Origin of the sequence: Acinetobacter sp. Leaf130, assembly GCF_001423205.1 — a bacterium.
Classification (GTDB): domain Bacteria; phylum Pseudomonadota; class Gammaproteobacteria; order Pseudomonadales; family Moraxellaceae; genus Acinetobacter; species Acinetobacter calcoaceticus.
On the sequence record NZ_LMOE01000001.1, the window covers coordinates 1,610,657 to 1,628,881 of the forward strand.

Below are 18,225 nucleotides of genomic sequence, written 5' to 3' on the forward strand. Positions count from 1 at the left end.
CATAAGGCACTTACGAGATATTTCATATGTGCCTCTTTAAAGAGATGTTTGCTTACCGTTAATATTTAATGAAATATTATATTTATGATCCGCTTGAAATTTGAAATCAGGGCTAATATTAAAACTTCTTGCTTTGCCAGCAAGAATATAACCATTCACCGTATTTACTTTAATGGCATAGCTTTTATTTTCTGTTACATCAACAAGTGTTAAATTATTTAAAAGTGCATGTCGATTGCCAACATTGCTAATCATAAGAGAAGAATTATTTTGCTCTTGTTGAATTGACCAAGTAAGTTTAGTAATTGCATCTTTATTTACGACAAATAGAGGCAATGACGAACGTAGTAGTACGTTAACCCCTTGATCCGCTTTACGGTTATCAATCGGTTTTGGTAGTTCATCAATAATAATACGGTATGTTTGCTCACCAGAAACTGGTGCTGGATTAATTCTAACTACACGTAAATTATAAGAATCATTAGGTTGTAATTTTAAAAATGGTGGACTAACCGCGATCTCATCTGTAGGGATTAATTGATCTTGCCCAGCATTTTGGCGCCATTCAAATACACGTACCTGCAAATCAGTACTTTCATTTGACTGGTTATATAAACTAATTGAGGACGCCGATTGATCATTTAATATTTCAATACTTACAGGCGAAAGACGAATTGATGCAGCGTTCAGCATACTAGGCAAAAATAACAATAAACTTGTAATAACAAAGATATTTTTTCTCATGATTTGCCCAGAACTACTTTTCTCAAATTAGGCTAGCTCTCTCAATCAAGAGCTAGCAATGACACAATAAAACTTATTAAAAATTAATAAGTCACTGTTACAGTTACAGTGTCAACATAGCTACCTGCACTTGGCAAAGTTGAGCCAGCAGGGATACGACCATAGACGTTAATTGCTTGTGGCACACCAGTACCAGTACCACTATATGCAGTAGTTGAAATACCAATTGCTGTTGCACGGTTAGTGTCAGAGAAGAGGTTGTAAGGAATAAATTCGTTGCTTGTTGCACCACCAATCATACGACGTTGAGTTGTTTGAGCATTTTGTCCAGCATCGAAAGCCAAGGTCCATGGCACAGTGTTGTTACATAAAACTTTGATGGCCGTACCACCTGTCGTTGTAGTGTCTGCATCTACGTTGCTAGCAAGAGAACTTAAAGTACCAAAATCTAAAACTGCGTTAGCTGTTGTACCGGTAGCTGAAGTATTCAATACACAGCTATTTGTAATTGTTGCTTTAACAGTCAAGGTGCCTGTTGCTGTTGCAGCATTTGCTGCAGTGATAGACATTAAACCCATAGCAATTGCTGGTAAACAAATGAGAGACTTTTTCATGGTAAAAAACCTTTTTTACATTACGCCAATAAAATTAATAGATGTAAAAACTAGCCTTCCCCAATACAATCACTAGCTTTTCTGATTGTTTTTTCAAAGCATTATTTTTTTACTCTACTGACCGCGCATAATACAAAAAAACAACAAAAACACTAACATAAGTTTCATTTTAAATATCAATTAATAGTTCAACTTCTGATGAATTTCTCAATTAGAAAAATTTTTATGGTTTATTACACTTTTTATATGAATTTTCGATACTTTTATTTATCTTTTATTAGTTTTACTAAAAAAATTATAGCTTTTCATTAGTTAAAATTTACCATCACTTTTAGTAATTTATATTTTTTTAACCTTTGGTCAAAAAAACAAGAACAAAAAGTAAGCTACTGATTGTTCTATATATTTTAAATGAATAAGAAAACAATATTTTATGAATAAGAAATCTAAGTAACTTATAACAGTTCTAGGATTTTTTAAGAACTTTCAGTAATTAAAACAACTTTTCACATACCAGAAGTGGGTAGCATTAGCTTAACTATTTCTAAAAATTAAATGAAAAGACAGGCCGAGAAATCCACCCACCATAGCAAAACCTAATTGTATATAGGCTTTGCCATACCAAGCCAATTCCTTAAATTGATAGTCTCCACTGCGAGAGTTGATCACAAACATATTCCTAATATCCCAACTATGAAATCCTTTAGGTCTCTCAGCAAAAAAATCTAGAATAGGCGTAAACCCTAAAACAAATAAAATCCCCAGTAAGGGATAAAAGATATATCCCGGAAAGATCAGCACAACTAAACATTTATAAAATCCATTAATTTTATAATTTATCTTAATGCTAAAAGATTCAGATTAAATATTATTTATAGTCAAAATACTTTCTATTTAAAAATATATTCCTAAATCAAGCGAACCTTTGAATGTACTCTTTCTTGTCCCCTAAAACTAACAATTCCATACTTGTAGTTTTACTTCCTTCTTGGCAAGGTATGTGCCAGTAAAACATTAGGAATTTGTTCCAATATGGCGAGTCCAGCACAAATCATTCGACATAAATTTCTCAATACATTCTTTTCACGCCATTCTCTTTGGTTCTTATGTATTTTTACTGCACTCAGCATTACATGGTTTCGCACCGTATATACACCTCATAGTATCTATTATTTTATTTCAGATACTCTACTTAACGGTTTATGGGTACTCACAGGTGCACTAAGCTTATTAGGCCTTTATGATGTTTTGCAGAATAAACATTCAATTTTAAGAAACTACCCAATTATGGGGCATTTCCGTTTTTTGTTTGAAGATATACGCCCAGAAATTCGTCAATACTTTATTGAAGCGGATCAAGATGCTCTACCTTTTTCTCGTATGCAAAGAAGTCTAGTTTATCAACGCGCTAAAAATGAAAATGCAGATAAACCTTTTGGTTCAATCATTGACGTTTATCAAGAAAACTATCGCTTTATTGTCCACTCAATAAGCCCTTGCCCACCAGCAGATCCAAAGAGTTTCCGTATTCAGGTTGGTAATGCACAATGCCTTCAACCTTATAGTGCATCAATCATGAATATTTCTGCCATGAGCTTTGGTAGTTTAAGTGCAAATGCAATCCGCGCATTAAATAAAGGTGCACAGTTAGGTGGGTTTTATCATGATACTGGCGAAGGTAGTTTAAGCCCTTATCATCTGGAAAATGGCGGTGATATTGTTTGGCAAATTGCCAGTGGTTATTTTGGTTGCCGTACCCTAGACGGAAAATTTGACGAGCAAAAGTTTGCCAAACAATCCCAATTACCACAGATCAAGATGATTGAACTGAAGCTTTCCCAAGGTGCTAAACCAGGCCACGGCGGTATTTTACCTAAACATAAAATTACCGCAGAAATTGCCGAAATCCGCGGCGTTTCTCGCGATCATGACTGTATTTCTCCTGCAAAGCATTCTAGTTTTTCTACCCCAATTGAAATGATGCATTTCTTACAGAAGTTGCGCACATTATCTGGCGGGAAACCAGTTGGTTTTAAACTGTGTATTGGTCAGCCTTGGCAATTTATGAGTATTGTTAAAGCAATGCTTGAAACAAAAATTGTTCCTGATTTTATTGTAGTCGATGGTTCTGAAGGCGGTACAGGTGCAGCACCAATTGAGTTTAGCGATAATATTGGCACACCATTACGTGAAGGCTTGCGCTTTGTCCATAACACGCTTGTCGGTGCAGGGCTAAGAGATCAAGTTAAGATTGGTGCGAGTGGTAAAATCATTAGTGCATTCGATATTGCCAGTACTTTTGCACTAGGTGCAGATTGGGTTAACTCGGCACGTGGTTTCATGTTTGCTGTTGGATGTATTCAGGCACAAAGCTGTCACACTAACCAATGCCCTGTAGGTGTTGCAACCCAAGATAAAGACCGCCAAAAAGCAATTGATGTACCGACCAAATCAGAACGGGTATTTAATTTTCATAAAAATACATTGCATGCATTATCAGAAATGATTGCTGCGGCTGGTTTACGTCATCCTTCAGATATTAAAGCCCACCATTTGGCTCAGCGAGTAAACGACCGTGAAATTAAGAACTATGCTCAATTGCATTTTTTCTTAAAAGAAGGTGAACTTTTACAATCTGAACTTAATAACGACGATGATAATTTTTATTATCGAATGTGGAATATGGCTGATGCCAATCATTTCTAATTTATATTAAGCCTATAATTTGAGCATTACATTCATAGTGTGATGCTCTTCCATATTTAAAAATAATATGTGATTTTTGATTAAATTCCACTCTCTTTTTAATTTGTATTTAATCGATTTTTCACCTAATATAAAAGTATAAATAACGTACACACTTTAATTTTATTTAATAAAAATTTTTTAATGCTTATAACAAGAAGGTATCTCATCATGTTGAAAAAAACATTCATCTCTTCTTTTGTCGCACTGGCAGTAGGTTTAAGTAGCTATGCTGTTGCTTGTACACGTGCCGTATATTTAGGCAATAACCAACATATTATTACTGCTCGCTCAATGGACTGGAAAGTTGATACGGGTACAAATTTGTGGATTATGCCAAGTGGCATTGCTCGTGATGGTAGTGCAGGCTCCAATTCAATAAAATGGACATCTAAATATGGAAGTGTGATTGCCACAGGTTATGAAGTTTCCACAACAGATGGCATGAATGAAGCTGGATTGGTTGCCAATATTTTATGGTTAGTAGAATCTCAATATCCAGATGTAAAAAAATCTAATAAACCATTACTAAGCATTGCAGCTTGGGCGCAATATGTACTCGATAATTTCGCAACTGTCGATGAAGCCGTTAAAGCATTAGAAAAAGAACCTTACACCATTGTTACCGACAATGTTCCAGGTGAATCAAGGCTTACCACCCTGCATTTATCTATTTCTGACAAAACAGGTGATAGCGCAATTATTGAATATATTGACGGAAAGCAGATTATTCACCATAGTCGCAGCTATCAAGTCATGACTAACTCACCTACTTTCGATAAGCAACTCGCACTTGCCGAATACTGGAAACAAATTGGTGGAACGATCATGCTCCCTGGTACAAACCGAGCATCTGATCGCTTTGCACGTGCATCATTTTATATTAATGCAATTCCTAAAAATGATGATAGTAAACAGGCTCAAGCCTCTGTATTTAGTGTGATTCGAAATGCGTCTGTTCCCTATGGACTAAATACTCAAGAAGAACCTAATATCTCTTCAACTCGTTGGCGAACTGTGGCCGATCATAAACAGATGCTCTATTTTTTCGAGTCTGCCCTATCACCAAATGTGTTTTGGGTTGACTTAAAAAAGATTAATTTTAAAGATGGTAAAACGCGTAGACTTGATTTAGGGCCCGATCAAAGCCATATCTATGCAGGTGATGCTACTTCTTCCTTTAAAATTGCAAAACCATTTGTATTTTTAAGCCCAACTACACGTTAATTTATGTCAAAATTATTGGCCTTAACATAAATAATATTAAACATACTATCTTGGAATTTATATGATGAAGAAATCTCTACTCTTATTGGGTTCTTGTCTACTTACAACGGCTTGCAGCACCACACAATTTGGTACAGATAAAGCAACAGCTCCTACAGTAGTAAAGACAGCTGGTCAGCTCAACTGTTTACCAACTGAATTATGTCCTAGCTTGCTCGTTAAATGGAACGAGAATCAAAAAGATCAGCTGCGTGTAGATGTTCATTTAAGTAGTAGTTATAACTTTTATGATATTAACGAGTTAATATTTGATATTGATGGCAAACGATTTACTTATCAACCCGCTCAAGCGACTGAAAAAACGAATGTAAGTCGATTAGTGCCTAAACATTCAACTACGTTCTTTATTATTCCAAGCCAATTCTTACAAGAGTTTAAAAATGCTCAAAATGTAAACGTTTTAATAAAAACGGATAAAGGAACGATTGAACGCAATATGTATAGTCCACAAAAGCAATCTTCAGTTTATAAAAACTTCATGCAGCTTTATCAAAATTCAAAATAAAGCAGATAGATTAAGTCATGCATCTATCCAAATATCCAAAATTATTGGATAGATGCATGATTTTTTAATAATAAAAATGTTTTGGTTTCGCATGTAAAAAGGCTGGAATCAATCCTGTTAAAGCCGCACGTATATCTGCACGTTCATTAATTAATTGATGTGAACCTTCTTCAAGCATTAATAGCGTTTGAAGCCTAAATTTACGACGAATAAATTCAATGTTGTAACGCCAGTCAACCGTTTGATCGAGAGCACCTTGTGCAAGCCAGACAGGGATACGGCAAGCGGGCCGTTCTTCCATTTCTTGCATCCATTTTGACATTGCCAAAATCCAGTCCATCCCCATCATCCGAGGTTGCAACGGATCTTTTAAGCGAATAAAGCGTAAGAATTCAGGATTATGATTATTACGTCTAAAGTGTCTTGGTACTTGGCGCTTAATACGGCGAATAATGCCCAATCCAACTGGGTTATGCCACCATGCTGTTTTTGCAGGACGAATCAAAGGAGAAAGTAATAAGACTCTATCTACAATCGGATCTTGGCGTTTTTCAGCATATTCCAATAAATGATGCATCCAAATTGCCCCGCCCGTGCTTTGTCCAATTCCCACCCAAGGTTTAGGCAACTGATCTGCATGTTTCACATATTGATAAACAGCCATCAGTACTTGTTGATAGTGGTCAAAATTTTGAATGCTTGCCGGTGAACCATTACTGAGGCCATGACCAGGTAAGTCATAGGTAATTACACTGAAACCTTGTTCAAGAATTTCTCGAATGATGGGCTGATAAATACCGCTATGCTCAAGATAACCATGTAATAAACAGACAGTACCTTGAATTTTGTCTATTTTAGGTTTGAAAACCTGCACATGTAAGCGAAATAAAGGCATTTGAACATAGCCTTGCCAATGGTCACATTCAAGTAAATGTAAGCCATACAACTTGCGATAGGCCAGTAAATCGCGAGATGGTTCTTCTAGGGTATTTAAATTGAGTGGACTTAAAACCTGTGGTGTAAGATCACGGTTCGGGACCGGTAAATCTAATTGCTTTAATACAGCAGGATTGAGAAATGGGATATCTGACATTAAGGCACCTCTCGACAATCGCTTGAACCAAACAACATGTCGCGAATTGTCGCAAGTAATTCATAATTCGCACGGCGGCTATGATCGTAATTTTGCACACTTGGTTGCCAGCGTGTAAGTGATGTTGGCATTGGAGCTACAACAGGAATCGTTTCTATACCATTTAAGGCAAATAGTCGACGTGTACGCGGCATATGATATTCATCAGTAACCAACATAACCGTCGGAGCGCCCCCTTTCTTCTGAAGCAACAAAGAGCTAAATCGTGTATTTTCACATGTATTCATACTACGTTTTTCTAATAGTTTTGCTTCCACACCGCGCTCTTTTAACCAAGTTTGCATATAAGGCGCTTCAACACCGCTAAGCACAATAGGAAGATGACTTTGTTTTTCAATTTCTAAAGTTTTTTCCAAGCGTAAGCGGGTGTAGCCATTAACCACAATATCTTTACCATTTTTATCTAAGGTTAATCCGCCACCCAATACAACAATTGCATAAGGTTCTGATAACTTTTTAGACTGGACTGGTATTGGGTTTTTACGGACATACTCAATTTTCTGTTCAGGTTCACTAACAGCTTTTTGATGCTCTGGTACTTCAGGCTTTCTTGCCAAGAACTCTGTATATTGTTCTGTAAGTGCCTTATTTTCAGAGCTACTAATCAAAAGTGACTCGTCAACTGGGCTGCTTGCTTCATCTGCCGCATCAATTTCTGAGTTTCTAACCACTAAAGGAACAGTTACGGAAGCGGCTGCCTCTGAATCTTGTTCCTTTTCTTCTAAAAGAATAATTTGCTGCAAAGCCTTATAGTTTTCTTGAAGATAGGTCAGATCTGTTGTCTTTTTTTCACGTAAAGCTTTTTCAGTCAGCTTTAAATATGCTTGACGAGCAATCCATAGATTTGAGCCTGGTTCTAAATTGTCATGCTCACTTAATGCAGCCTGTCTCTGGCTTTCAGCAGCGACTTGATTAACATCAACCGGTACAAAATAATTAAGTCCAGCTACAATTAATTTTGAATAAAACGGCGAATATAAAAAAACCACGAAACAGCCCAATAGTAAAAATAGCACGGTGACTACTTGTACTAAACGTACCATTAAGTGTACTTGTGGCATAAAACTATTCCGTATGATTTTCAATTAAACCTAAACTGTTATAAAGCACAGGCTCTGGTTCTAACATAATATGGAAACGCTGATCAACATCATGTTGTACAGCCTGATAAGTTTTCTTTACATCAGTAAGAGATGCATTGGCATAATTCACCAAAACCAATGCCTGTTTATGAAACATACCCACCATATCAAGTTGTTTACCTTTCCAACCCACCTGATCAATTAACCATCCTGCTGCAATTTTAACGTTTCCACTCGCTTGAGGATAATGTGGAATTGTTGAGAATTGTGTGACTAAGCGCTCAAATTCTTGAGGATTAACTATTGGATTTTTAAAGAAACTTCCCACATTTGGATATTCTTTTGGATCAGGGAGTTTACTTTGACGAATATGAATGACTTGATTTTGTAAGTTCTCGGCAGTCTGATTATCTCCAACTGCTTGCTTCAAATCACCATAGTTAAGCTTTAAATGGGGATGTTTAAGCAATTTAAAAGTCACATGCGTAATGATGTAACGGTTCGGATCATCTTTAAAAATGCTATGACGATAGGCGAAACGGCAATCTGCTTCTAAAATTGTCTGAGTTTGTTTAAGTTTACGGTCATATACTTGTACCGATTCAATAAACTCACCTACTTCTACCCCATAAGCACCAATATTTTGTACAGGTGAAGCACCGACTAATCCAGGAATAAGTGCAAGATTTTGCAAGCCAAACCAATTTTGCTGAGTACTGTATAAAACGAAATCATGCCAGACTTGGCCTGCACCAACATTAACTCGAACGAAATCATCATCGTTCGATAAAACTTCGATACCCTGAATATCTAGATGAATAACCAACGCATTGATCTGTTGCGGCAGTAGCATATTGCTACCGCCCGATAATACAAGTACATTTAAATTATGCTGCTCAGCAAAACCCAGAGCTCCCTCAATATCCTGAATAGTTTGGACTTTGGTGTAGTGAGACGCTGTTGCATCTAAACTCAAAGTATTGAATGGCTTAAGCTGTACCTGATTTTGAATTTGCATTGTATTGAAAAACCTACTCTTAAACATTCAATTGTTTTTTTAAAATATTAATCCACGCCAAACTACTGGACTCGCATTGATTGAGTACACGTTCAAAGCCCTCAGCTCCGCCATAATAAGGGTCAGGTAAGGCTTGTTGTGGATATTGGGGATCATGCTCGCTCATTAAAGCTACTTTTGCACGAATTTGATGAGTCCCAAACTGAGAAACCGCACTTTGTAGCATGTCATGAATATCATTAAAGTTTTGATGATCCATTGCCAAAATCAAATCAAATTCTAAAAAGTCTTGAGTTGAAAGCTGTCTTGCACGTAAAGAGGATAAGTCATAGCCTCTTTTTTTAGCGTGTAGCTGACTACGCTGATCTGGTGCTTTATTTGGATGATAATTACTCGTTCCAGCAGAATCGACAAGTATATTGAGTTGATGTGCATCACAATAATGTCTAAAAACCACTTCAGCCGTGGGAGAACGGCAAATATTTCCTAAACAGACACATAACACCTTATATTGTGTTTCCATTAGAAATTACTTCCAAATATTTGAATTACATAGAAATAAATATGGTGCATGCAGAATCCTAACAAAACTATAAATTATTGTCAGAATTGAATTGACCATTGTGACGTGTTGCATTTTGTCAAAACTCACATGGCTTGAAAAGGAAAATAATGTTTATCAATAGATTAAAAGTTGATAAATCAGTCGACAAACGATCTGATCTTCTAATTTTCAAGAAAATAATAAAGCCCTCATCAGAGGGCTTTTACACAAAGGAATAACTTTTTTATATTATTTTTTTCTGTTCATTTCATTTTTCGTTTAGACATAAAAAGGCCACTCGAAAGTGGCTGGCGAGGAGTCTTTTAATTTGATGGACTTTTTACAAAGCTACTCCACAAATATCTTTGGTACCAGTTGGATAACTTTGTGTAATTTTCGATTTATCAAGTAGGAACTCGATAGAGACATCTTTGTTCGCATCAGTTGCTGCTAAATCATAAAAATTAGAGGTTAGTGAAAAATACAGGTTATCCAGTTTAGAAGGGAATGTTGCAAAATATCCTTTATTTACCCCATTAAAAACCAAACCAACTTGATTAGAGTTCTGATTGATATAAATACCAATCTTTTGGTAACCATCAGAAGTAACTTCCGGAGCTAAACTAAATCCATTAGTAACTAACGCACTATCATTTGATGTAGTTTGAATATAAAAATTATTACTTGTCGGCCCATGTTGGTAAGCAACTATAAAATGTACAGCCTTACCGTTCTGCATGATTCCACCAGATAAAGCTGGGAAAATATTTACATAACCAGTATTACCTAGTGTAGGAACTTTAATTTTATATTCAAAAGCTATTATTCCGGTTGTCGGTAGTATTTTGTCACCACGTGTATAGAGCGAAGCTTGATTATCATTTGCGGCTAATACCCTTGTCAGATAATCCTGACTATAAGCCGTATAAATTGGACTTTGTTGAGATGTCTTATAAGAAAACTTATTTCCTATAATAGTTGGAAACTTCTGAACAGAAATATTACCTAAAGATTGCAACTGAGCTAATGTTGCATCAAAGCTATATGTACACTCAGCAAATACACTACTGATTCCACTGAAGCCCATTATTGTTGCTAAAATAATATTTTTCACGTCGTTACCCTGTTTTTATTTTGAACATTCAGTATAAACAGGTCTCTAAACAATTTAATTAAATCCGACAAATGACAGAAATATATGTGATCTAGTTAATAATACCGCCAGAAGCAGGTTAACTACTTTGAATATCATCTTTGGCTTTCTTAACTTCTTTGATCACTTCTACAATCTTTTTTCGTCTATGAAATTAAGGATCTATCAGGCTAAGTATCATCACTACAACTGCGGCAATTAATGCGAATGCTAAAGTCGCTCTAATTATAAGCAAAAACCTAATTTTTTGAAGGTTTAAATAGTTTTTTAATTAGTAGTCTATTTATCTGATATTACTTACAAAAAAAGCCCAATATTATGGGCTTTTAAGTAAAACTAGGATAAAAATCATTTATTTTTAAAAAGTTTATCCGTCATTTTTCTATCAACTTTACTACGATGTCCATTTTCAAAGTATCGATCAACATGGCATAGTTTTGTTTTGGTATCACAGAACACACCATTTGAGAGTGTGAATGCTGAAGTATCAAAATCACCTTGAGAGAATGCTCTGTTCGCTTTGTTAGTTCCTAAGTATTTGGCTGTAAGTTTTTTAGATACACCTTTCTTGTCAGCGCAGATATATTTGTCACAAATTACACCATTTTTAGGTGAATAGACGCTAGAGCTGGTTTTCGCCATTGCTGCTGAGCTAAGCATTAAACAAGAACATCCAATAAGACTAAGTACAGTTTTAGAAATTTTCACTTTTGAACCGAATAAAATTATAAATTGTTAGGGCATTATATGAATTAGTAGTCTTCAGGAAAATCTACCGAACAGTATAAATAACAAAAAAGCCCACCTTTCCATAAACGTTTAAATACCTTGCGTGATCTCCGCCTACCTTCCCCCTCCTACCATATGAAAGTAGTGCTTATCTCATACAACACTCAACATAATCACTTCAGAACTACTTTATTTTAAAGTGTCTTATGCTAAGTTACTTAAAGATTGAATCCTAAAGAACCCTTCTACAATAATGTTCAAAAATAAGGAAATAACGTATATGAGCCATTTTCAATTTCAAACCGTTCCAAATATCATCTCAGGCTTAGGCTCTATACAAGAATTAAAGAATGTTTTGTCATCAAAAGCTTACCGTAAGTTATTACTCGTCACCGATGCAGGCATGATCAAAAATCAATTACATGTTCCCATCATTCAAATTTTAGATACGCTTAATATTGAACATGTCATTTATGCCGATGTTCAAGCTGACCCACCAGAACAAGTGGTATTAGATGCAGCTAATTATGCAAAACAGCAAAATGTAGATGCCATTATTGGTTTTGGCGGTGGTAGTTCTTTAGATGTTGCAAAAGTAATTGCTCTACTCGCACACCCCGACCAGACCCAAAGTTTGCAAGACATGTATGGCGTAAATCAGGTAACCACAGCTCGCCTTCCGCTTATCTTAATTCCAACTACAGCTGGTACAGGCTCGGAAGTCACTCCAATTTCAATTGTGACTACGGGCGAGACAACAAAAATGGGGATTGTCTCTCCAGTACTGTATGCAGATACCGCTATTTTGGATGCAACATTTACTCAAAATTTACCAGCTCACATTACTGCTGCAACAGGCATTGATGCGATGGTGCATGCCATTGAGGCATATACCTCTAAGCATAAAAAGAATATTTATACCGATATTTTAGCCAAAAATGCTTTGAAGTTACTGAACCATAACTTACCGAAAGTTCTTAAAAACGGTAATGACTTAGAAGCAAGGCAAAACATGCTTTTCGCCTCGATGCTTGCAGGTCAAGCATTTGCAAATTCACCCGTTGCCGCTGTACATGCTTTAGCTTACCCACTTGGCGGGCATTTTCATTTATCGCATGGGCATACTAATGCCTTAGTGTTGGTAGAAGTATTAAAATTTAATGCACCAAATGCAAAAAAATACTATGCGGAACTGATGCAATGGCTAGATCCATATAGCAATGGCAGCACAGATGGTTTGTGTGATCTGTTTATTGACCATATGCAAAACCATTTAGATCGTAGTGGTTTGGTCTTAAAGCTTAGAGATTTGAATATTGAAGAGTCTAGTCTACCTAAGCTTGCTCAAGATGCCATGCTACAAACTCGCTTGCTACAAAATAACCCTCGTGACATGACAGAAGCTGCTGCTTTGGCAATTTATCAGGCGATTCATTAATGACTAAACCAGTTTTAAAAACCCGCGATCAATTTAAGTTCTTTTTAGACATTCAGACCCGTTGGGCAGATAATGATATCTATGGTCATGTGAATAATGTGACTTACTATAGTTACTTTGATACGGCGGCCAATGCTTTGCTCATTCAAAAAACAGGTTTTGATATTCATCAATCACAATCAATTGGCTTAGTGGTCGATTCAGCTTGTAGTTTTTTTCAGGAATTATCTTTTCCCGAAATTATTCAGGTAGGTGTTGCGATTGGTAAAATCGGTAACACTTCACTGCGCTATGAACTGGCCATCTTTAAACAAGGCCAAGAGCAAGCTTCAGCTCAAGGACATTTTGTGCATGTGTTTGTTAATCGTGAAACGCGTAAAACTGTTCCAATTTCTGAGTCTACTCGTGACGTTTTAGAGAAATTTTTATTATAAAAAATGAGGCAAAAAGAAAATGAGCTATTCTTTTTGCCTCTTCATTATTTAGAGCATTGCTGGATCACTAAATGAGTCCTCGCCCGTTTCAACCCGACCAGCAAAGCGTCGGTAATAAGACACATCACTTTGGCATGTGATTTCAAAATCATACCAATGCCCTACATCAGCCAAAGCCCAGTGTTGTTTAACGACTTGACCCGCTTTTACGGTAAGTTGTAATGGAGCATCCTGTCGGTATGCGCATGGTTTTACCGTTAATATTGCATCCTTAGCCCCGTCATTCATAAGCTCTACATAGACATCACCATTAGCAATGTCATAACACACTCGAATTTCAGGTTTAATTCCACTATCGACAATACGTTGAGTATCACCTTTAAAGTGACGATGATAACCATTTGGACCCAAAACCCATAGGTCATAACGGCCTAAGTTATCTTTTAAAGCATCCCATTCATCATCTAAGGTTTTATTCGGCTCTACAATATAACGCTTTGGAATACGGTCGAGATTGAGCTTGTCATACACATGAAAAACCGCCGCTTGCTGACCTGTATTAGAGAAAATCAATTGCACCTTTCCATCTGCTTTACAACGCGCACTGGTATGCAACTCATAAGGCAATGCTCGTGACAGACGTATACCACTTTGCTGAATCGGTAACTTGCTATCTGTTGGTACTGGAACAGCAGGTAAAGCCTCTTGATTTTCTCTTAACTCATCTGCCTGTAAACGTGTTTGTTTTCCATTGAGCTGCGGTAAAACATCGGCATTTGGAGTTTTAAAATTAAATGCGCTGGTTAAATCACCACACACTGCACGGCGGTATGGACTAATATTCGGCTCTTTTACACCAAATCGTTTTTCTAAAAACATAAGCACGGACGTATGGTCAAAAACTTGAGAGTTGACCCAACCACCACGGCTCCATGGAGAAATCACATATAATGGAACACGAGGCCCGGGACCATAAACACGCCCATCAGGTGTAGGCTGAGAATGGCTTCCCTCTGGTGCAGCATGATCAAAATATTCATCCTGCATATCGGCACTACTTAATGTTGATTTACCTGCGTATTGACCATTTTTAAGTCGAGATGGCGCAGATGGTGATGGTACGTGGTCAAAATAGCCATCATTTTCATCAAAATTGATAATCAGTGCTGTTTTACTCCAAACCTCTGGCACAGCAGTTAATGCATCAATAATTTCTTGAATAAACCACGCCCCTTGAACTGGGCTTGAAGGGTCTGGATGTTCACAGTAAATTGACGGCGCATTAATCCAAGAGACTTGCGGCAATTTTCCTTCACGAATGTCTCGTTTAAAAGCGTCGAGGTATTCTTCTGGTTTATTGCCTGGTAAAGTATTTGCGATGCCCTTATATAATGGATTTTTGGCATTATCAGTCGCAGCTTCATAAGCTTTATACGGTAATTTTTGTCCCGTGTCGGCATATGGTTTGTTCGGTTCACCACCACTTGCAACTGGATAACCAGATGCGATATTTGCCTTTCTAAATGAGCGGAATGCACCAAGCATATTATCACCCCATTCATCTGGCATATTTTGATAACAAATCCAGTTTACTCCTGCTTCTTCCAAACGCTCGGCATAGGTCTTCCATGTATAACCTCGATCTGCCGTGGCTGGATTACCATCAATCCAGTCCCATTCATTGTTTACAAATGAACGCTTGGTTGGTGTTGCCCCATTTGTGCCTGTTAAGTGAAAAGACCGATTCGCATCTGTTCCCGTGTGCATAGAGCAATGGTAGGCATCACAAATCGTAAAAGCATTTGCAAGCGCAAACTGATATGGAATTTCTTTTTCTTTAAAATAGCCCATTGATATATCGGTTTTATGGGCTGGCCAATTCGCCATACGCCCATTATCCCAAGCCAACTGACTGTCATTCCATGTATGAGGCGTACCATCTGCACGCTGTGCATTATTGACTGTACCATCTAAATGAAAAGGCGTTAAAACTTGCCCGTTATTTCTGAGTTGCTCCCATACACGGCGGCCACTCGGTAGAGGAATCGTAAAACGATCAGCAAAACCTCGAACGCCTTTTAATGTTCCAAAATAATGGTCAAAAGATCGATTTTCCTGCATTAAAATAATAACGTGTTCGACATCTTGAATTGTGCCTGTTTTATTGTTTGCAGGAATTGCCAAAGCTTTTTGAATACTAGATGGGAAAGCCGCCAATGCCGCAGCACCAAAGCCCATATTTAAAGAGTAATTTAAAAATTTACGACGTGTAATCATGATCAGGTTCTTTTTATTATTTAAGTTTATGGAGCGCAGCGCATTACAGGCTTTTTACCTGTGTCTGGTGCATTTGAATTATCATTTGATGAGTCGTTACAGCCACTCAGCAAAAGTGCGCTGATCAATAAAAAATATGAATATTTAAAAGAAGTTATTCCTGCGTATTGCCTTTTCATGTCTATGTACAATCCATTTAAAATCTAAAATGGCTAACATAGAAAAGTACAATGACAGTGACGTGACCTGAATGTTTCAATCCCGTGAAAAAGCATGGAATTGTATATTTTCCAAGCTCATCACAGGACTAAAAAGTTAAGGCTTTAATTGAATATTTTGTAATTCGCCATCAAAGGTCTCTATGAGGCTTTTAATGACTGGCTGTTGTTGTAATAACTCAGCTGCTCTTTGAAAGGCTTTTTCTTTACGCGCACTTTGAATGATATATGGTGTAGCCGTATTTACAGCACCATATTCAACTGTAAATTGGGTATCAGGCCATTGCTCATTTAATGCATCAATAAGACCTTGTTGTAATTGAGTCAACATATTTTCATATTCTTGAGGAATATGGAAAACTGTATTGCCACCAATTTGACCTGTCATCACGCCATGCTGAGCAAGCTCTTGAACGGCTGGAGAGAGTTGACTAGTTCTAAACCAATATTCCCATTTTGCTAGTGTCCACTCGCCTTCTAAGGTTTGCGTAGTTAGCTTCAAAATGTCTTGAGGCATAAGCTGCCCGTTATCAGTTGCACTAACTTCTTTTACAGCTTCAACCTTCTCAATCGCCTCTGGGGTTTCCACCAGTAACGCTTGCTCGACAACAGGTTCTAAGGCTAAATCATTAGTAACGGGCGTATCTTGGGCAAGTGAAAAATCAATGCTAGGTGCTTCAAATAAACCTATAGGCTCAGCAGTGAAAGCTGGTTCAGGTTCAATACTTCGGGTCTGGGTTTCAGCCTGAACTTGTACTGACTTTTGTTCTGGTAGCGGAATGAAATCTTCCTCCAAAACATTACTTGTTTCTTGAACAGACACTGACTCAAATCCGATTAACTCATGATGATTTGGGTCAAATACCATTAAGTCCTGATTAGACTGAGGTTCAGGTTCAGGTTCAGGTTCAGGTTCAGGTTCAGGTTCAGGTTCAGGTTCAGGTTCAGGTTCAGGTTCAGGTTCAGGTTCAACAATAGCGGGTTGGTTAATAACTTCAACTGGCTGCACAGCACTTACATGAGCAATATCTTGGGCTGTTTGTTGAATTTGGGGATTCACAACAACTTGCTGATTTTGTTGAACTGGCTCTGACACGATAATTTCATTTGGCGCTAAGGGACGGAATGCCAATAAGCGTAAAACGCACATTTCAAAACCTTGTTCTTGCGTCACGGCAAGTTGTAGGTCAGATCGTCCTTTACATGCAATTTGGTAATAAAGCTGTAAATCTTGAGCAGAAATCAGCTTGGACAGTTGCATGATTTTGCGATTGATTTCATCGCTATATTTTAAACTCAAATCAGGCAGATATTGCAAAATTGCCAATTCATGCAATGTCGAAATCAACTGATCAAGTACAAGTGAAACATCGAGTGCTTGATGTCTAAATTGTAATAAAAGCTGACTCACTTTTTCACGTTGGTTCTGATGAATCGCTAAAATCAAATCATAAATAATGGTGCGGTCAATTAGACCGAGCATTTCTTTAACATCTTGATGCTGTACAGCACCCTGACCATAGGCAATTGCCTGATCGGTTAAAGATAATGCATCACGTAATGAACCTTGAGCAGACTCGGCAATTTGCCAAATTGCATCTTGATCAGAAACAATCTGTTCTTTTTCAAGAATAGTGCCAAGATGCTTTGTAATTTCATCGACAGCTAAAGGCCGCAATGTAAATTGCAAACAACGGGAAATGACCGTAATCGGCAGTTTTTGTGGATCAGTCGTTGCAAATAAAAATTTAACGTGTTCTGGTGGTTCTTCTAATGTTTTTAATAACGCATTAAAGGAATGCGTAGATAACATATGTACTTCGTCAATCAGGTAAACTTTAAAACGACCTTGCGTTGGCGCATAAGGAACGTTGTCTAAAAGTTCACGCGTATCTTCTACTTTTGTTCTTGAAGCAGCATCAATTTCAATCAAATCAATAAAACGGCCTTCGTTTACCGCTTTACAAGTTGCACAGACTTCACATGGTGTAGAGGTCACACCTGTTTCACAGTTTAAACACTTGGCTAAAATACGTGCAATTGTGGTCTTCCCCACACCACGCGTTCCTGTAAATAAATAAGCATGGTGTAGACGACCGCGTTCCAATGCACTGCTTAATGCACGAGAAACATGGTTTTGCCCCACTAACTCATTGAAATTACGTGGACGGTATTTTCTAGCAAGTACTTGATACATGTATGCTCCTTGTTACAGGCATAAGCATACTTTGTTTTTAAAAGAGAGTGAACGCATAAAGCTCATATCCGTACAGATAAACTGCGA

General features: G+C 37.3%; 15 protein-coding genes and 1 pseudogene. 5 read left to right on the top strand and 11 right to left on the bottom strand.

What is annotated here, in order from left to right:
* Nucleotides 1–36: 36 nt before the first annotated feature.
* The 3 genes and pseudogenes from ASF86_RS07185 to ASF86_RS07195 all read right to left on the bottom strand — a co-directional run.
* The gene (locus tag ASF86_RS07185; RefSeq protein ID WP_056480810.1) at nucleotides 37–744 is read right to left on the bottom strand and encodes a molecular chaperone; all 708 of its coding nucleotides are present in this window, start codon (nucleotides 742–744) and stop codon (nucleotides 37–39) included.
* Between the two features lie 83 nt (nucleotides 745–827).
* Nucleotides 828–1,358 carry a spore coat U domain-containing protein gene (locus ASF86_RS07190; RefSeq protein WP_056480812.1) on the bottom strand — a complete coding sequence of 177 codons (531 nt, stop codon included), beginning with the start codon at nucleotides 1,356–1,358 and terminating at the stop codon, nucleotides 828–830.
* A gap of 534 nt (nucleotides 1,359–1,892) precedes the next feature.
* Nucleotides 1,893–2,153, bottom strand: a pseudogene (locus ASF86_RS07195) (hypothetical protein); the annotation flags it as partial.
* A gap of 237 nt (nucleotides 2,154–2,390) precedes the next feature.
* Here ASF86_RS07195 and ASF86_RS07200 point away from each other — a divergent pair.
* From ASF86_RS07200 to ASF86_RS07210, 3 genes are all read left to right on the top strand, one after another.
* A complete protein-coding gene (locus tag ASF86_RS07200) occupies nucleotides 2,391–4,064 on the top strand; it encodes an FMN-binding glutamate synthase family protein (protein WP_056480816.1) in 1,674 nt (557 codons plus the stop codon).
* 210 nt (nucleotides 4,065–4,274) lie between these two features.
* The gene (locus tag ASF86_RS07205) at nucleotides 4,275–5,330 is read left to right on the top strand and encodes a linear amide C-N hydrolase (RefSeq protein WP_056480818.1); all 1,056 of its coding nucleotides are present in this window, start codon (nucleotides 4,275–4,277) and stop codon (nucleotides 5,328–5,330) included.
* Nucleotides 5,331–5,391: 61 nt separating this feature from the next.
* Nucleotides 5,392–5,895, top strand: a complete 504-nt coding sequence (locus tag ASF86_RS07210) for a hypothetical protein (RefSeq protein WP_005039888.1) — start codon at nucleotides 5,392–5,394, stop codon at nucleotides 5,893–5,895.
* Nucleotides 5,896–5,959: 64 nt separating this feature from the next.
* Here the strand turns inward: ASF86_RS07210 and ASF86_RS07215 are convergent, their stop codons facing one another.
* The 6 genes from ASF86_RS07215 to ASF86_RS07240 form a co-directional block, all read right to left on the bottom strand.
* The gene (locus ASF86_RS07215; protein ID WP_005039886.1) at nucleotides 5,960–6,988 is read right to left on the bottom strand and encodes an alpha/beta hydrolase; all 1,029 of its coding nucleotides are present in this window, start codon (nucleotides 6,986–6,988) and stop codon (nucleotides 5,960–5,962) included.
* A complete protein-coding gene (locus ASF86_RS07220) occupies nucleotides 6,988–8,109 on the bottom strand; it encodes a YdcF family protein (protein ID WP_056480820.1) in 1,122 nt (373 codons plus the stop codon). The genes ASF86_RS07215 and ASF86_RS07220 overlap by 1 nt, the downstream gene beginning before the upstream one ends.
* Before the next feature lie 4 nt (nucleotides 8,110–8,113).
* Nucleotides 8,114–9,148, bottom strand: coding sequence for a UDP-N-acetylmuramate dehydrogenase (murB, locus tag ASF86_RS07225; RefSeq protein WP_056480822.1), 1,035 nt, complete (start codon nucleotides 9,146–9,148; stop codon nucleotides 8,114–8,116).
* Between the two features lie 19 nt (nucleotides 9,149–9,167).
* On the bottom strand, nucleotides 9,168–9,671 hold the full coding sequence (locus tag ASF86_RS07230; protein WP_056480824.1) for a low molecular weight protein-tyrosine-phosphatase: 504 nt from the start codon (nucleotides 9,669–9,671) through the stop codon (nucleotides 9,168–9,170).
* Between the two features lie 361 nt (nucleotides 9,672–10,032).
* Nucleotides 10,033–10,806, bottom strand: coding sequence for a DUF4882 family protein (locus ASF86_RS07235; protein WP_056480826.1), 774 nt, complete (start codon nucleotides 10,804–10,806; stop codon nucleotides 10,033–10,035).
* 387 nt (nucleotides 10,807–11,193) lie between these two features.
* Nucleotides 11,194–11,505 (bottom strand): YcgJ family protein, encoded by a 312-nt coding sequence (locus ASF86_RS07240; protein ID WP_004643179.1) that lies wholly within the window; start codon nucleotides 11,503–11,505, stop codon nucleotides 11,194–11,196.
* A 349-nt stretch (nucleotides 11,506–11,854) separates the two neighbouring features.
* On the opposite strand from ASF86_RS07240, the gene ASF86_RS07245 reads away from it, so the two are divergent.
* Together ASF86_RS07245 and ASF86_RS07250 are read left to right on the top strand one after the other, a co-directional pair.
* Complete coding sequence (locus ASF86_RS07245) at nucleotides 11,855–13,012, top strand: iron-containing alcohol dehydrogenase (protein WP_056480828.1); 1,158 nt, start codon at nucleotides 11,855–11,857, stop codon at nucleotides 13,010–13,012.
* Nucleotides 13,012–13,446, top strand: a complete 435-nt coding sequence (locus ASF86_RS07250; RefSeq protein WP_056480830.1) for an acyl-CoA thioesterase — start codon at nucleotides 13,012–13,014, stop codon at nucleotides 13,444–13,446. Before ASF86_RS07245 ends, ASF86_RS07250 begins: the two co-directional genes overlap by 1 nt.
* A 48-nt stretch (nucleotides 13,447–13,494) precedes the next feature.
* Here the strand turns inward: ASF86_RS07250 and ASF86_RS07255 are convergent, their stop codons facing one another.
* Together ASF86_RS07255 and ASF86_RS07260 are read right to left on the bottom strand one after the other, a co-directional pair.
* Nucleotides 13,495–15,723, bottom strand: coding sequence for a phosphocholine-specific phospholipase C (locus ASF86_RS07255; RefSeq protein ID WP_056480832.1), 2,229 nt, complete (start codon nucleotides 15,721–15,723; stop codon nucleotides 13,495–13,497).
* A 315-nt stretch (nucleotides 15,724–16,038) separates the two neighbouring features.
* Nucleotides 16,039–18,138: a DNA polymerase III subunit gamma/tau gene (locus ASF86_RS07260; RefSeq protein ID WP_056480834.1), complete on the bottom strand. Its 2,100-nt coding sequence runs from the start codon at nucleotides 18,136–18,138 to the stop codon at nucleotides 16,039–16,041.
* Nucleotides 18,139–18,225 lie beyond the last annotated feature (87 nt).

Coding starts and splice junctions, on each gene's coding strand:
- ASF86_RS07185 (WP_056480810.1), bottom strand. CDS start 744: ATGAGAAAAAATATCTTTGTTATTACAAGTTTATTGTTATTTTTGCCT.
- ASF86_RS07190 (WP_056480812.1), bottom strand. CDS start 1,358: ATGAAAAAGTCTCTCATTTGTTTACCAGCAATTGCTATGGGTTTAATG.
- ASF86_RS07200 (WP_056480816.1), top strand. CDS start 2,391: ATGGCGAGTCCAGCACAAATCATTCGACATAAATTTCTCAATACATTC.
- ASF86_RS07205 (WP_056480818.1), top strand. CDS start 4,275: ATGTTGAAAAAAACATTCATCTCTTCTTTTGTCGCACTGGCAGTAGGT.
- ASF86_RS07210 (WP_005039888.1), top strand. CDS start 5,392: ATGATGAAGAAATCTCTACTCTTATTGGGTTCTTGTCTACTTACAACG.
- ASF86_RS07215 (WP_005039886.1), bottom strand. CDS start 6,988: ATGTCAGATATCCCATTTCTCAATCCTGCTGTATTAAAGCAATTAGAT.
- ASF86_RS07220 (WP_056480820.1), bottom strand. CDS start 8,109: ATGCCACAAGTACACTTAATGGTACGTTTAGTACAAGTAGTCACCGTG.
- murB (WP_056480822.1), bottom strand. CDS start 9,148: ATGCAAATTCAAAATCAGGTACAGCTTAAGCCATTCAATACTTTGAGT.
- ASF86_RS07230 (WP_056480824.1), bottom strand. CDS start 9,671: ATGGAAACACAATATAAGGTGTTATGTGTCTGTTTAGGAAATATTTGC.
- ASF86_RS07240 (WP_004643179.1), bottom strand. CDS start 11,505: ATGCTTAGCTCAGCAGCAATGGCGAAAACCAGCTCTAGCGTCTATTCA.
- ASF86_RS07245 (WP_056480828.1), top strand. CDS start 11,855: ATGAGCCATTTTCAATTTCAAACCGTTCCAAATATCATCTCAGGCTTA.
- ASF86_RS07250 (WP_056480830.1), top strand. CDS start 13,012: ATGACTAAACCAGTTTTAAAAACCCGCGATCAATTTAAGTTCTTTTTA.
- ASF86_RS07255 (WP_056480832.1), bottom strand. CDS start 15,723: ATGATTACACGTCGTAAATTTTTAAATTACTCTTTAAATATGGGCTTT.
- ASF86_RS07260 (WP_056480834.1), bottom strand. CDS start 18,138: ATGTATCAAGTACTTGCTAGAAAATACCGTCCACGTAATTTCAATGAG.